At 75.8% G+C, this 12,667-nt stretch carries 14 protein-coding genes; 7 read left to right on the forward strand and 7 right to left on the reverse strand.

All coding sequences use genetic code 11. The annotated features are described in order from the left end of the window. Nucleotides 1-11: 11 nt before the first annotated feature. The gene (locus ABD973_RS30670; protein WP_345503401.1) at nt 12-1,007 is read left to right on the forward strand and encodes a hypothetical protein; all 996 of its coding nucleotides are present in this window, start codon (nt 12-14) and stop codon (nt 1,005-1,007) included. A gap of 67 nt (nt 1,008-1,074) precedes the next feature. Here the strand turns inward: ABD973_RS30670 and ABD973_RS30675 are convergent, their stop codons facing one another. The 3 genes from ABD973_RS30675 to ABD973_RS30685 form a co-directional block, all read right to left on the reverse strand. Further along, a complete protein-coding gene (locus tag ABD973_RS30675) occupies nt 1,075-1,740 on the reverse strand; it encodes an HAD-IA family hydrolase (RefSeq protein WP_206436473.1) in 666 nt (221 codons plus the stop codon). Between the two features lie 54 nt (nt 1,741-1,794). Beyond that, complete coding sequence (locus ABD973_RS30680; protein WP_345503403.1) at nt 1,795-2,820, reverse strand: hypothetical protein; 1,026 nt, start codon at nt 2,818-2,820, stop codon at nt 1,795-1,797. A 91-nt stretch (nt 2,821-2,911) separates the two neighbouring features. Continuing rightward, a complete protein-coding gene (locus ABD973_RS30685) occupies nt 2,912-3,661 on the reverse strand; it encodes a GntR family transcriptional regulator (RefSeq protein ID WP_125820085.1) in 750 nt (249 codons plus the stop codon). A gap of 222 nt (nt 3,662-3,883) precedes the next feature. On the opposite strand from ABD973_RS30685, the gene ABD973_RS30690 reads away from it, so the two are divergent. From ABD973_RS30690 to ABD973_RS30710, 5 genes are read left to right on the forward strand one after another with little or no spacing between them, the layout of a single operon-like run. After that, nucleotides 3,884-5,053, forward strand: a complete 1,170-nt coding sequence (locus ABD973_RS30690) for an ABC transporter substrate-binding protein (protein WP_125820084.1) — start codon at nt 3,884-3,886, stop codon at nt 5,051-5,053. Next, a complete protein-coding gene (locus tag ABD973_RS30695) occupies nt 5,053-5,961 on the forward strand; it encodes an ABC transporter permease (RefSeq protein WP_345503405.1) in 909 nt (302 codons plus the stop codon). Before ABD973_RS30690 ends, ABD973_RS30695 begins: the two co-directional genes overlap by 1 nt. Continuing rightward, entirely contained in the window at nt 5,958-6,845 is an 888-nt protein-coding gene (locus tag ABD973_RS30700; protein WP_125823843.1) for an ABC transporter permease, read from the forward strand. Before ABD973_RS30695 ends, ABD973_RS30700 begins: the two co-directional genes overlap by 4 nt. 5 nt (nt 6,846-6,850) lie before the next feature. Next, a complete protein-coding gene (locus ABD973_RS30705) occupies nt 6,851-7,978 on the forward strand; it encodes an ABC transporter ATP-binding protein (protein ID WP_345503407.1) in 1,128 nt (375 codons plus the stop codon). Next, complete coding sequence (locus ABD973_RS30710) at nt 7,975-8,643, forward strand: HAD family hydrolase (protein ID WP_345503409.1); 669 nt, start codon at nt 7,975-7,977, stop codon at nt 8,641-8,643. Before ABD973_RS30705 ends, ABD973_RS30710 begins: the two co-directional genes overlap by 4 nt. On the opposite strand, the gene ABD973_RS30715 is transcribed toward ABD973_RS30710, so the two are convergent. Beyond that, entirely contained in the window at nt 8,624-9,103 is a 480-nt protein-coding gene (locus ABD973_RS30715) for a hypothetical protein (protein ID WP_125820080.1), read from the reverse strand. The two genes, ABD973_RS30710 and ABD973_RS30715, sit on opposite strands and share 20 nt — an antisense overlap. 122 nt (nt 9,104-9,225) lie before the next feature. On the opposite strand from ABD973_RS30715, the gene ABD973_RS30720 reads away from it, so the two are divergent. Next, on the forward strand, nt 9,226-10,065 hold the full coding sequence (locus ABD973_RS30720) for an alpha/beta fold hydrolase (RefSeq protein ID WP_345504804.1): 840 nt from the start codon (nt 9,226-9,228) through the stop codon (nt 10,063-10,065). Between the two features lie 23 nt (nt 10,066-10,088). Here the strand turns inward: ABD973_RS30720 and ABD973_RS30725 are convergent, their stop codons facing one another. The 3 genes from ABD973_RS30725 to ABD973_RS30735 all read right to left on the reverse strand — a co-directional run bounded on the left by ABD973_RS30725 (nt 10,089) and on the right by ABD973_RS30735 (nt 12,633). Continuing rightward, nucleotides 10,089-10,826 carry a hypothetical protein gene (locus ABD973_RS30725; protein ID WP_345503411.1) on the reverse strand — a complete coding sequence of 246 codons (738 nt, stop codon included), beginning with the start codon at nt 10,824-10,826 and terminating at the stop codon, nt 10,089-10,091. A gap of 101 nt (nt 10,827-10,927) precedes the next feature. Next, entirely contained in the window at nt 10,928-11,725 is a 798-nt protein-coding gene (locus ABD973_RS30730; protein WP_345503413.1) for an ATP-grasp domain-containing protein, read from the reverse strand. Next, nucleotides 11,722-12,633 (reverse strand): ATP-grasp domain-containing protein, encoded by a 912-nt coding sequence (locus ABD973_RS30735; RefSeq protein WP_345503415.1) that lies wholly within the window; start codon nt 12,631-12,633, stop codon nt 11,722-11,724. The genes ABD973_RS30730 and ABD973_RS30735 overlap by 4 nt, the downstream gene beginning before the upstream one ends. Nucleotides 12,634-12,667: the final 34 nt, after the last annotated feature.

Raw genomic sequence — 12,667 nt, forward strand, 5'->3', positions numbered from 1 at the left:
CAGTGGGGCGCGTGGATGCCGATGCGGAACTGGATCTGGACGAGATCGTCGACGCGCTGTACCTGCCCCATCCGGCCGGGTTCACGGCGGCGCGGGACGAGGCCGCGGCCCGGGTGAAGGAGGCCGGGGACCCCGCGGCGGCCAAGCGGATCGCGGCCCTGCGGCGGCCGACCCTCGCGGCCTGGGCGTCCAACACGCTGGTACGGGCCAAGCCCGACGAGACCGAGCAGTTCCTCCAGCTGGGGCAGACCCTGCGGGCGGCGCACCGCTCCCTGGACGGGGAACGGCTGCGTGACCTCTCGCACCAGCAGCACGTGGTGATCGGGGCCCTCGCGCGGGAGGCCGCGCGGCTGGCCGAGGAGGCGGGGACCCCGGTCTCCGAGGCGGTGGTGCGGGAGCTGGAGCGGATCCTGCACGCCGTCCTCGCCGATCCGGACGCCGCCCGGGAGTGGGCCTCGGGCCGGCTGGTACGGGCCCCCGAGCCGGTGTCGGAGTTCCCCGCGGTCGACCCGGCCGTGGCGCTGCCCCTCCCCGGCCCCCCGACCCGGCCCGTACGGGAACCGGAACCGGAACCGTGGCCCGGGCCGGAGCCGGAACCGGAGTCCGGACGGGAACCCGTTCCGCAGCCGGGGTCGGGGTCCGGGCCGGAGCCGGAGTCAGGCGGGCCCGGGACGGCCGCGCAGCCCGAGCCCCCCGCCGACCCCGCCCGCGCGGCCCGGCTCGCCGCGGCCCGGGCCGCCGCCGAGGACGCCGCGTGGGCCGTCTCCGCCCGTGAGGAGGAGCTGCGCCTGGCGGAGGTGGCCCGGCAGCACGCCGTGGCCCGCGCGGCCGACGCCGACGCCGCCGTCGAGCGGCTGCTGGGGGAGGCGGAACAGGCGCGGGCCGCGCGGGACAGCGCGTACGCCGCGGTGTCCGAGGCGGAGGCCCGCCACCGCGAGGCCGACCGGGCGGCCCGCGCGGCCCGCCTCGCGGCGGCCGCCGCCCAGCGCCGCCTGCGCCGGCTGTAGGAGGGCCCCCGGCGGCCCGGTCGGGTCAGGCGAGATCCGGAAGACACGGCCTACGCGACGGGCCCGGTCACGCCGGGTGCGCGGGGAGGGAGCCCGAGGCGAAGGCGAGGATGTCGGCGACCGCTTCGCGCAAAGTGCCGTAGTGGCGGTGTACGCCGTCCACCGCGGTGACGGTGTTGACGCCCCACACCGTCATCCCGGCCCGCAGCCCGGCCCGCACCCCGGAGGGGGCGTCCTCGACGACCAGGCAGTCCTGCGGCCGGGCGCCGAGCAGCGAGGCCGCGCGCAGGTACGGCACCGGCGAGGGCTTGCCCTCCTCCACGGCGGCCGCGTCCACCACGACCTCCGGGACCGGCAGGCCCGTCCGCGCGAAACGGCCGCGCACCCGGTGCTCGTAGTTCGACGTCACCAGCGCCCAGGTGCCGGGCCGCAGGGCGGCGAGCAGTTCCGGGCCGCCGTCGAAAGCCCCGTAGACGCCGGTGCGGACGTCCTCGTCCTCCAACGCGTGCAGCGCGGCGAGGCACTCCAGGGGGTCCCGGTCGGGAGCCACCTGGGCGAAGGTCTCCACCGGCCGGGTGCGCAGCGCCACCCGGTGGACCTCGTCGGGGTCCAGGCCGTGGCGCCGCGCCCACGTCCGCCAGACCCGGCGCTGGTTGTCCAGGGCGTCGATCAACGTGCCGTCGACGTCGAACAGGACGTACCTCGTCGTACCGGACGGGCGGGCTTCACTCATCACGTGCCGATCATGCCATCAGGCCCCGGACGGGCGGTCCGCGGTGGGCCGGTGCTACGGAATCCGCCGACCCGTCGGCCCGGGCGGCGCCGACGGGGCCGGGGGCTGGGCCGGGATGCCGGAGCGGGGGGCCGCGCGGCCGGCCACCGGCATCAGCTGGCCGGTCGCCGCGAGGGCGAGGCGGGAGAACAGGGTGCCCGAGAAGCCGAACAGGAGGGCGATCGCCAGGGCGATCGGCCGCGCCGACGCCCCCCAGGAGTTGTCCAGGAACACCTGGCCCAGCAGGTTCAGCTCGGGGTCGGCGAGCATCCGCACCAGCAGCAGCCCGCCGGGCGCGGCCAGCGCACCGCCGACCGGAGCCAGCACGAGGACGCCCCAGGACGCCGGCCGCTGCGCCCGCATCACGCCGATCAGGGGTGACAGGAACCCGCCCAGCCCGCCGAGGAGCAGCGACAGGCGGTGGTCGAGCACCAGGCCGATCAGCAGGACCGCGCCGAGGCCGGTGAGCGCCAGCCACAGGGCGATCCGCTGGAGCTCGTACTCCCGCTCGAAGGCCTCGTCCTCCTGCCGGGACAGCTGTTCGGTGACGGCGATCAGCAGGGCCCGCTCGGCGGCGGCGTCGCCGGGGCGCGGCGCCAGTTCGGCCGCGAGCGGGCGGAGGGTCGGGTCGGGCTCCGAGGCGAGCCGCAGCCGCAGGGCGTGGACGCGCAGGGTGATCTCCCCGGGCTCCTCCAGCCGCAGCAGCTGGCTCTCGGCCTCGTGCAGCACCCGCCAGGCGGAGGCGAGTTTGGAGAGCGGGATGGCGACCACCCAGCGGTGGGGGAGCAGCCGCCAGGCGACCTGCCCGTTCCGTTCGAGCCGGTCCAGCCGTTCGGTGACCGCCCCGAGGGCGGCGGACCGGCCCCCCGGCCCGGCCGCGCACACGTCGGCCCGGGCGCGGCAGTCGTGGATGCGGGCCTGGAGCATGCGGTAGCGGGGAGCGGCGATCAGCCCCCGGCTGGTGATGTACACCACCACCAGATAGCACCCGCAGACCAGCCACAGCGCCCAGCGCCCCTCCCGGACGAGGTATTCCGCCACGCCAACCCCCCTTCCCGACCGGGCTGTTGCCCACCGCCACCGGCCCGGGACCATCCTGCTACGCGCGGTGGTGCCCTGTCAGAGGTTCGGCTCAGCGGTCGGCGCCCGGGTGGCGCTCCAAGGGGGTTGCTACCGCCGAGTTGCTCACACTGAAGGTGACGCTTCCCGCTCGGTAGCGGTCGTCGGACCACTCGATCGGGCGGCCCGTGCGGGTGGCCGAAACATGGCGCTGGCGCAGCAGCGGGCTGCCGCGCCGGACCTCCAGCAGGCGGGCGTCCTCGCTGCCGGCCGGGAGGGCGTCGATGAGGTGCTCGCCGTAGTGGGCGGTGATCCCGGCGTCCGCCGCCAGGCTGTCCATCACCGAGCGGCAGTCGTCCGGGAGGGCCTCGACGGCCGCCGCGACCCAGTCGGCGTACGCCGTCCGCTCCACCATCGTGGGCTCCCCGTCCAGCAGCCGCAGCCGCAGCACGGCCAGCACCTCCGTGCCCGGCGCCAGGGCGAGCCGCTCCGCCTCCCGCGCCGTCGCCGGCCGCCGGGTCCGGGACAGGAACCGGCTGCGGGCCTCGTGCCCGACCCCCTCGGCCCACTGCGCGAAGCTGTTCAGCTCCCCGAAGCCGTGCCGGCGCTCGTGGCGCAGGACGATCCGCCGGGCGCCCTGGCTGGAGCCGATCAGCCCCTCGGCCGCGAGGGCCGCGACGGCCTGGCGGACCGTGCCGCGCGAGACCGACCAGCGGGCCGCGAGGTCGCTCTCCGAGGGCAGCCGGGCGCCCACCGGGTACTCGCCGGACAGGATCGCCGCCCGCAGGGCCTGCGCGATCTCCAGGTGCCGGACCGTTCCCATGCCGTTCGCCCCCTGATCGCCGTGTGCTCCTGATCGACTCATGATCATCCGAGCGGGTTCTGTCACGCCTTCTTCCGGCCATTCTCGGGTCTTCGTCGAGCCGTGCTCCGCGGTCCAGCCGCCGTTCACCGGCCGTACAGGCGGTCCGGGCGAACTGGAGCCAACTTGTTCAGACAAGTGATGCCTGGCAAGTGAAACCCCCCTTCGTCTCCGGGAGAGACCGTGTTCAGTTCCTCCGCCCGTCGCGGTGCGGCCGTTCTGCTCGGCGCCGCCGTCCTCACCACGCTCAGCGCGTGCGGCGCCGCTCCTGACCAGCCCGCCGCCGGCACCGCGGCCGACGGCAAGGCCAAGGCCCGGCCGGTCACCGCCGCCTCGGCCGCCGACCTCGGCGGAATGGAGGCCCTCGTCGCCGCCGCCGAGAAGGAGGGCAAGCTCAACGTCATCGCCCTGCCCCCGGACTGGGCGAACTACGGCGAGATGCAGAAGGCCTTCCAGGCCAAGTACCCGAAGATCAAGATAGCCGCCGAGAACCCGGACGCCTCCAGCTCCGACGAGATCGCCGCCGTCAAGACCCGCAAGGGCCAGGACCGCGCCCCCGACGTCCTCGACCTCGGCATCGCCTTCGCCCGCAGCGGAGCCGCCGAGAACCTCTTCGCCCCCTACAAGGTCACCGCCTGGGACAGGATCCCCGCCTCGCAGAAGGACGCCGACGGCCGCTGGTACAACGACTACGGCGGCTACGTCTCCATCGGCTGCGACGCCGCGAAGATCCCCCACTGCCCGCAGACCTTCGCCGACCTCCTCAAGCCCGAGTACAAGGGCAAGGTCGCCCTCAACGGCAACCCGACCAAGTCCGGCTCCGCGTTCGGCGGCGTCTACGCGGCCGCCCTCGCCAACAAGGGATCCTTCGCCGACATCCAGCCCGGCATCGACTTCTTCGGACAGCTCCGGGCGAGCGGCAACTTCATCCCCGTCGAGTCCACCCCGGCCACCGTCGAGAAGGGCGAGACGCCCATCTCCATCGACTGGGACTACCTCAACGCCGGCTACGCCGAGCAGTTCAAGGGCAAGGGCGTCGACTGGAAGACCGTCGTCCCCGCCGACGGCGTCTACGCCCAGTACTACTCGCAGGCCGTCAACAAGGACGCCCCCCACCCGGCGGCCGCCCGCCTGTGGATGGAGTTCCTGTACAGCGCAGAGGGCCAGAACATCTGGCTGGCGGGGCACGCCCGCCCGGTCCTGCTCCCCGGCATGACCCAGGACGGCACCGCCGACAAGGACGCCGTGGCCAAGCTCCCGCAGGTCCAGGGCACCCCCTCCTTCCCGGCCTCCGCCGAACTCGACAAGGCCAAGGCCACCCTCGCCGAGAAGTGGGACAAGGCCCTCAGCTGATGTCCGCCCCCACCACCCCCCTCACGACGGGGACCGCCGGCGGCACCACCACCCCCCGCCGCCGGCGGCGCGGCCCCCGCACCTGGCTCGCCGCCCTCCCCCTCCTCGCCTTCACCGGGCTCTGCTTCGGCCTCCCCCTCGGCGCCATCGCCTTCGGCGCGGTCACCCGCACCGACCAGGCAACCGGCTCCACCCAGGTCACCGGCGAGCACCTCGCACGCTCCCTCCAAGGCCCCTACCTCGGTTCCCTCACCGGCAGCGTCCAGCTGTCCGCCCTCACCGCCCTCCTCGGCGCGGTGCTCGGCGTCCTGGTCGCGTACGCCGTGGCCACCTCCCGCTCCACCGCCCTGCGCTCCGCGGCACTGACCGCCTCCGGCGTCCTCGCCAACTTCGGCGGAGTGCCCCTCGCCTTCGCCTTCATCGCCACCGCGGGGATCTCCGGGGTCGTCACGCGGCTCGCCGACCTCACCGGCCTCGGCTGGAACCTGTACTCCTTCACCGGCCTCACCGTGGTCTACCTGTACTTCCTCATCCCCCTGATGGTGATCGTGACCGTCCCCGCACTGGACGGACTGCGCCCCCAGTGGCGCGAGGCCGCCCGGAACAACGGGGCGAGCACCTGGCAGTTCTGGCGCCACGTCGGCCTGCCCGTCCTCGCGCCCTCCCTGCTCGGCGGGTTCGTCCTGCTCTTCGGCACCGCCTTCGCCGCCCACGCCACCGCGGCCGCCCTCGTCGGCGGCTCCGTACCCCTGGTCACGCTGAAGATCGCCGACGCCCTCTCCGGCAACGTGCTCACCGGCCAGGAGAACGTGGCGCTCGCCCTCGGCCTCGACATGATCCTGATCGCCGGCCTGGTCATGGCGGTCCACCTGCCCCTCCAGCGACGGAGCGCCCGATGGCTGCGATGACCGAGACCGCCCGGCGGACGTACGCGGCCCCGGAGGCGAAGGGCCGCCGGCGCCCCCGGCCGCGCGTCTGGCGCGGAGCCGTACTCGCCCTCGCCGGCGCGTACTTCCTGCTCCCGCTCCTCGCCTCCTTCGTCTTCACCGTGCACGTCCCCGGCCAGGGGATCACCTTCGAGGCGTACACCCGGCTGCTCGCCGCCGAGGGCTTCACCGAGAGCCTGATGCTCTCCCTCGGCCTCGCCGCCGCCACCATCGCGCTGTGCCTGCTGCTCGCCGTGCCCGCGCTGATCGCCGTCCGCATCGGCTCGCCGAGGCTGCGGCCCGTCGTGGAGGTGATGTGCACCCTGCCCCTGGTGGTGCCGCCCATCGCCCTGGTCACCGGCATCACCACCGTCCTGCGCTGGGGCCCCGAACACCTTTCGCGGACCCCGCTCTACCAGACCTTCCTGGCCGTGCAGAACGAGAAGTTCCCCGTCGTCCTGGTCCTCGCCTACACCGTGCTGGCCCTGCCGTTCGTCCACCGCTCCCTCGACGCGGGCCTGCGCGCCGTGGACGTCCCCACCCTGGTCGAGGCCGCCCGCAGCTGCGGCGCGAGCTGGCCCCACGTGGTCCTGCGGGTGCTGCTGCCCAACCTGCGGGCCTCGCTCGCCGGCGCCGCCTTCCTCACCCTCGCCCTGGTCCTCGGCGAGTTCACCATCGCCTCGCTGCTCGGCTTCAGACCCTTCGCGGTGTGGATCGTCTCCATCTCCGGGGCCCAGGCCCGGATGTCGGTGGCCGTCTCCATCCTCAGCCTCCTCATCACCTGGCTGCTGCTGCTCGCCCTCTCGCGGGCCGGAACCCCCTCCACCGCGGCCGCAGCCCCCGCCACCTCCCGCAAGGAGCCCTGACCCCCATGTCCACCACCCTTCCCGCGGCCGGGCAGCCTGCCGGAACCGAAGCCGCCGAAGCCCCCGCCGAGGCCCCGGCCGCCGGGGGCGCCCGCGTCGAGTTCCGCGGACTGCGCCGGGCCTTCGGCTCCACCGTCGCCCTCGACGGCCTCGACCTCACCGTCGAACCCGGCGAACTCCTCGCCCTGCTCGGCCCCTCGGGCTGCGGCAAGACCACCGCCCTGCGCGTGCTCGCCGGCTTCGAGCAGCCCGACTCGGGCGAGGTCCTGGTCGACGGAGCGGACATCACCCCGGTCCCGGCCAACCGCCGCGACGCCGGGATGGTCTTCCAGTCCTACAGCCTCTTCCCCCACCTCAACGCCCGCGAGAACGTCGCCTTCGGCCTGCGCGTACGGAAGGTCCCCGCGGCCCGCCGCCGCGAACGCGCCGCCGAACTCCTCGCCCTCGTCGGCCTCCCCGAGCACGGCGACCGCTACCCGCACCAGATGTCCGGCGGCCAGCAGCAGCGCGTCGCGCTCGCCCGCGCCCTGGCGCTGCGGCCGCGCGTGCTGCTGCTCGACGAACCGCTCTCCGCCCTGGACGCCAAGGTACGGGCCGGCCTGCGCGAGGAGATCCGCAGGCTCCAGCTGTCCCTCGGCATCACCACCGTGTTCGTCACCCACGACCAGGAGGAGGCCCTGTCCATGGCCGACCGGGTCGCCGTGCTGAACGCCGGGAAGCTGGAGCAGTGCGCCGCCCCCGCCGAGCTGTACGAGCGGCCCGCGACCCCCTTCGTCGCCGAGTTCGTCGGCACCATGAACCGGATCCCCGGCCGGCTCACCGGCTCCGGCCACGTCGAGGTCGCCGGCGTCCGGCTGCCGGTCGACGGCCCCGCCCCCGCCCCGGGGACGTCCGGGGTGCGGGTGCTGGTCCGCCCCGAGAACCTCACCGTGGCCGCCGACCCCGAGGGCCGGGCCACCGTGGTGTCGGCCTCCTTCCTCGGCGCCGTCACCCGCCTCCACCTCGACCTCGCCGACGGCACCCGGGTCAAGGCCGACCTGCCGTCCCGGGAGGCCGCCGAACTGGCGCCCGGCGCGCGGGCCCGCGTACGCCCCGTCGAGCGGCCCGTGCTCGTCGAGGCGGGCACCGCGTGAGCGCGGCGCCGGCCGCCGTCCTCTTCGACATGGACGGCACCCTCGTCGACACCGAGGTGCTGTGGTGGCGGACCACCGAGGAGACCGCCGCCCGGCTCGGCCACGCGCTCGGACCGGCCGACGCCCCCGAGGTCGTCGGCCGCGCCGTCGAGGACACCGCCGCGCACCTCGTCCGGGCCGCCGGAGCAGGCGCCCCGGCGGTCGGGGCCGTGGCCGCCGAACTCACCGAGGGGTTCTCCCGCCGGGTCGCCGCCGGAGCCCCCGTCCGCCCGGGCGCCCTGCGGCTGCTGACCGCCCTGGAGGCCGAGGGCGTGCCCTTCGCCCTGGTCAGCGCCTCGCCCAGGCGGGTCGTCGACCAGGTCGTGACGGGCGCGCTGGCCGGGGTCCCCTTCGCGTTCACCCTGTCGGCCGACGACACCGACCGGACCAAGCCGCACCCCGACCCCTACCGGGCGGCCGCCGAGCGCCTGGGACTGGCACCGCGGGAGTGCGTGGCGGTGGAGGACTCCCCGGACGGCGCCGCCTCGGCCGAGGCCGCCGGCTGCCCGGTCCTGGTGGTGCCCTCGCTGCGGGGCGTGCCGTCCTCACCGGCCCGGACCTTCGCGGCCTCCCTGGAGGAGGTCACCCCTGCCCTGCTGGGCGGCCTCACGCGCACAGCGCGATGAGGTCCACGATGCCCTCGGCGTAGGCCGCCGACACCGAACCGGGCCGGCCCGCGAGGCCGCCGCGCAGCAGCGGCAGGCCGGCCCGGACGTGGGCGGCGCACTGGCCGTAGAGCCCCGCCTCGTACGGGTTCCCGTCGTCCTCCGAGTTCAGCAGCGCCAGCAGCGTCCACAGCAGGGCCTCCCGGGTCGCCAGCCGGGGCGGGCCGGCCGACCAGACGGCCATCAGCACCGCGCAGGCCGCCGGGGCCGGGGGCCACAGCCGCGACCGGGCGAAGACGTGCCCCTCCAGCGCGTGGTACGCCGCCGGGTGCCCCTCGGCCGCGTCCCACAGGGTGCCCTCCAGGTGCCCGGCCGAGCGGCCGCAGCCGCAGACGACGGACTCCCAGTCGTACCGCGCGATGGTCTCCAGCACGGTTCCGGGCACCAGCGGGCTGGTGCGCGGCTGTTCCTTCCCTCTCATGGGGCCCAAGTATGGGAGCGGGGCGCGGGCCCGGTCGAGGCGGCTGTCACCACGCCCTCCGCCGGCCCCGCGAAACCCGCTTGACCGGCCGGAATCCGGCTGACAGGGTCCGGCCGGTGAACGTGATCACCTTTCCCGCGTACGACGGCACCCGCCTCGCCTGCCACGTCCGCGGCGGCGGCACCCCGCTCGTGTGCCTCCCGGGCGGCCCCATGCAGGACTCCGCCTACCTCGCAGGCCTCGACGGCCTCCTCCCGCACCGCGGCGTGGTCCGCCTCGACCTGCGGGGCACCGGCTCCTCGGCCACCCCCGACGACCCGGCCGGCTACCGCTGCGACCGGCTGGTCGACGACGTCGAGGCCCTGCGCGAGCACCTCGGCCTGGAGAAGCTCGACCTGCTCGCCCACTCCGCCGGCGCCAACCTGGCCGCCCTGTACGCCGCCCGCCACCCCGGACGCGTGGGCCGGCTGCTGCTGGTCACCCCCAGCGTCTTCGCCGTGGGGATCACCGTCACCGGCGACGACCGGCTGGAGACGGCCCGGCTGCGCGCGGCGGAGCCCTGGTTCGCGCCGGCGTACCAGGCACTGGAGGAACTCGTCGCGGGCCGGGCCACCCCCGACACCTTCGGGGCCATCGCCCCCTTCTGGTACGGCCGCTGGGACGACGCGGCCCGCGCCCACCGGGCCGCGGAGGAGGGCCACAAGAACCAGGAGGCCGCCGCCGCGTACGGGGCGGAGGGCGCCTTCGACCCGGACGCCACCCGCGCCGCTCTCGCCGCTCTCGCCGCCCCGGTGATGCTGCTCGCGGGCGGCACCGACCTGGCGGCCCCGCCGCGGGCGATGGCCGCGTACGCCGCCCTGTTCCCGGACGCGTCCCTCACCGTCCAGCCGGACGCCGGCCATTACCCCTGGCTCGACGACCCGCAGGCCTTCGCCGCGGCGGTCTCCGCGTTCCTGGCCTGATCCAGGACACGGCCCCGCCCCCGTCAGGGGGCGTCCGACGCCTCCCGGGCCTTCGTCAGGCCGTCGAGCCACGAGGGCGGCAGCTCGGCGGCGTCCCATTCCTCGCGCAGCGCCGACGGCGCCGCGGCGAGGCGTTCCAGGACGGCGAGGCTGGTGGGGGAGTGCAGCAGGGAGTAGCGGCCGTGCAGGGCGATGGCGCTGCCCGGCCCGTACCGCTCGTACAGGCGGGTCAGGTGGGGGCGGTGGTCGGCGGCGAACCGGGTGAGGCGGCCCGCGTACCCGGCCCGCTGGCGGGGGCTCATCGTGCCGAGGACTGCGGTGAGCACCTGTTCGGAGACCTCCGGATCGAGGTCCGAGACGGTGCTGAAGGACAGGTAGAGCGGTGTCAGCGCGACCTTCGCCCGTTCCACCTCCATCCGGCGGACGGGCGGCCAGTCCCCGGGGGAGTCCTCCGCCGGGCCGGCGCCGACGGCCCGGGCCAGGGCCCGTTCGGCGATCCCGCCGAGTTCCTCGGTGAGGGCGCGGGCGCCGTCGAGCCAGCCCGACTCGTAGAGCTCGCCCTTGCCGGCGGGAGCGGCCCCCGCCCTCTCCTCGGCCTCCCGGTGGGCGGCGGCGAGGACGCCCGCCTCGACGAGCCCGATCAGTTCCTCGGCGGAGCCGGCGGGAACCCCCGCCCGGCCGAGGAGCTGGACGATCGTCGTCCTCGCGTTGTGGAGGCTGGCCGGGTCCAGCCGCTGCGGGTCTTCGTCGGCGGGGTGCATGGAATCCTCGTCGTCATGGGTCGCGCCGATGCGAGTCTACGCACACCGCCCCCCGGACCGCGGCCGTCCTGCGCCCGACTGCCCCGACCGCGAGACACGGTCTACGCCGGCCCTCCGGCGCGGCTCAGGGCCAGGGCGGCGAGGGCCTCGGGGGCGCCGGACTGGCCGCGGATGCCGGGGAAGGCGTTGACGTCGACGATGAGGGGCCCGCCGCCGTCCGTGGCGATGACGTCCACGCCGTACACGTCCAGGGCGAAGACGGCGCCCACCTCGAGGGCCAGTTCGCTCCAGCCGTCGGGCAGCGGGCCGGGCGGGCGGGCCTGCTCCTTCCCGCCGGCGGCGAGTTCGGAGCGGCGCAGGCCCGCGAAGACCCGGTCGCCGATCACCCACAGTTTGTGGTCCCAGCCGTCGTTGGGGGCGAACGGCTGCACCACGACCGGCTCCCGCTCCCAGCCCGCGGCGGCCAGCGCGCGCAGTTCCCCGGGGCCGTCGACGCGGGCGACCAGGTCGTGCTTGCGGCTGAGCCGGCTCTTGACCACCACCGGCCGGCCGGGCCGTACCTGCGCCCCCAGTGCGGCGAGCGAGGCGTAGGTGCGGGTGGCGGCGAAGGGCAGTCCGGCCCGCAGTGCCAGCTCGGCCATGCCGGTGCGGTCCTGGCAGCGCTCGGTGGCCGCCGCGGAGTTCAGTACGGGCGCCCCGCGCCGTTCCAGTTCCCGGGCGAGCGCCAGGGCCGGGCGGGTCCGGGCCTTCAGCAGGTACACGTCGGCCCGTGCCCCGGCCGCCGCGGCGGGTCCGGCCGCCGGGTCCAGCACCCGTACCTCGTGCCCGGGCGCCAGCAGCGCGGCGGTGGCGGCCAGGAGCGGGTGCCCGGCGTCGGGGGTGATCAGGCCGACCCTCACGCGCCGTCCCCCGCCCCGGCCGCCGCCTGCGCGGGAACGGGCACCGGGCGGGCGTACGGGCGCGCCGTCGGGAGGGGCGCGGCGGGCGGGCGTTCGCCGCCCGAGCGGGCCAGGTCCAGCACGGCGCGCGCGACCCGCGCGGCCGCGTCCGGTACCTGGCGGAAGCTCGGGAAGTCGTTCACGTCGACCACGACGGGCCCGTCGGGGCCCAGCAGCACGTCCACGCCGTAGAGGTCCAGCCCGTACACCTCGCCCACCCGGGCGGCGATCCGCGCCACCTCCTGCGGCAGCCGCACGCGGCGTTCCCGGACGGGGGCGTCCGGGTGCAGGGGGGAGCGGCGCTCGGTGGCGTAGAGCTCCCCGCCGACGCAGTAGACCTTGAGGTCGGTGCCGGAGTTGGGGACGTAGGGCTGCGCGATGAGCATCCCCTCGCCGCCGAGTTCGGGCAGCAGCGCGGCGAGCCGGTCGGGCGAGGGCACCAGGTGCACGTCCCGCCCGGAGCTGCCGTCGGCGGGCTTGACCACGAGCGGGTACGCGCTGTCCGGTACGCCCGCCAGGAGTTCGGGCCGGGCGAGGGCGTAGGTGGGCGGCAGCGGCAGCCCCCGGGCGCTGCCGAGTGCGGCGGCCAGCGCCTTGTCCCGTACCCCGCGGATGGAGCGGGCGTCGTTGACGGTGGTCGTGCCGGCGGCGGCCGCGGCCTCCAGCAGGGTCAGACCGGGGCCCCCGGACACCGTCTTGAGCACCCAGGCGTCGTGCGCGCCGGCCCGGACCAGGCCGTCCATGCGCAGCAGGGAGCCGCCCGGGCGGACCACGTCCACCTGGTGCCCCCAGGCGGTCAGTTGCCGGACGACCTCGTTGGGCATGCCGTCGTGGCGGTAGTGCTCCTCCACCAGGAAGCAGAGCCTCATGGACCTTCCCCGTTTTCCCCGGACGTCCGCCGAT

It is taken from the genome of Streptomyces racemochromogenes, from assembly GCF_039535215.1.
GTDB classification, from domain to species: Bacteria; Actinomycetota; Actinomycetes; order Streptomycetales; family Streptomycetaceae; genus Streptomyces; species Streptomyces racemochromogenes.

Bases quoted from the DNA above. Each gene is read 5' to 3' on its own strand.
- ABD973_RS30675 (WP_206436473.1), bottom strand. From the start codon at position 1,740: ATGAGTGAAGCCCGCCCGTCCGGTACGACGAGGTACGTCCTGTTCGAC.
- ABD973_RS30685 (WP_125820085.1), bottom strand. From the start codon at position 3,661: ATGGGAACGGTCCGGCACCTGGAGATCGCGCAGGCCCTGCGGGCGGCG.
- ABD973_RS30695 (WP_345503405.1), top strand. From the start codon at position 5,053: ATGTCCGCCCCCACCACCCCCCTCACGACGGGGACCGCCGGCGGCACC.
- ABD973_RS30700 (WP_125823843.1), top strand. From the start codon at position 5,958: ATGACCGAGACCGCCCGGCGGACGTACGCGGCCCCGGAGGCGAAGGGC.
- ABD973_RS30705 (WP_345503407.1), top strand. From the start codon at position 6,851: ATGTCCACCACCCTTCCCGCGGCCGGGCAGCCTGCCGGAACCGAAGCC.
- ABD973_RS30715 (WP_125820080.1), bottom strand. From the start codon at position 9,103: ATGAGAGGGAAGGAACAGCCGCGCACCAGCCCGCTGGTGCCCGGAACC.
- ABD973_RS30725 (WP_345503411.1), bottom strand. From the start codon at position 10,826: ATGCACCCCGCCGACGAAGACCCGCAGCGGCTGGACCCGGCCAGCCTC.
- ABD973_RS30735 (WP_345503415.1), bottom strand. From the start codon at position 12,633: ATGAGGCTCTGCTTCCTGGTGGAGGAGCACTACCGCCACGACGGCATG.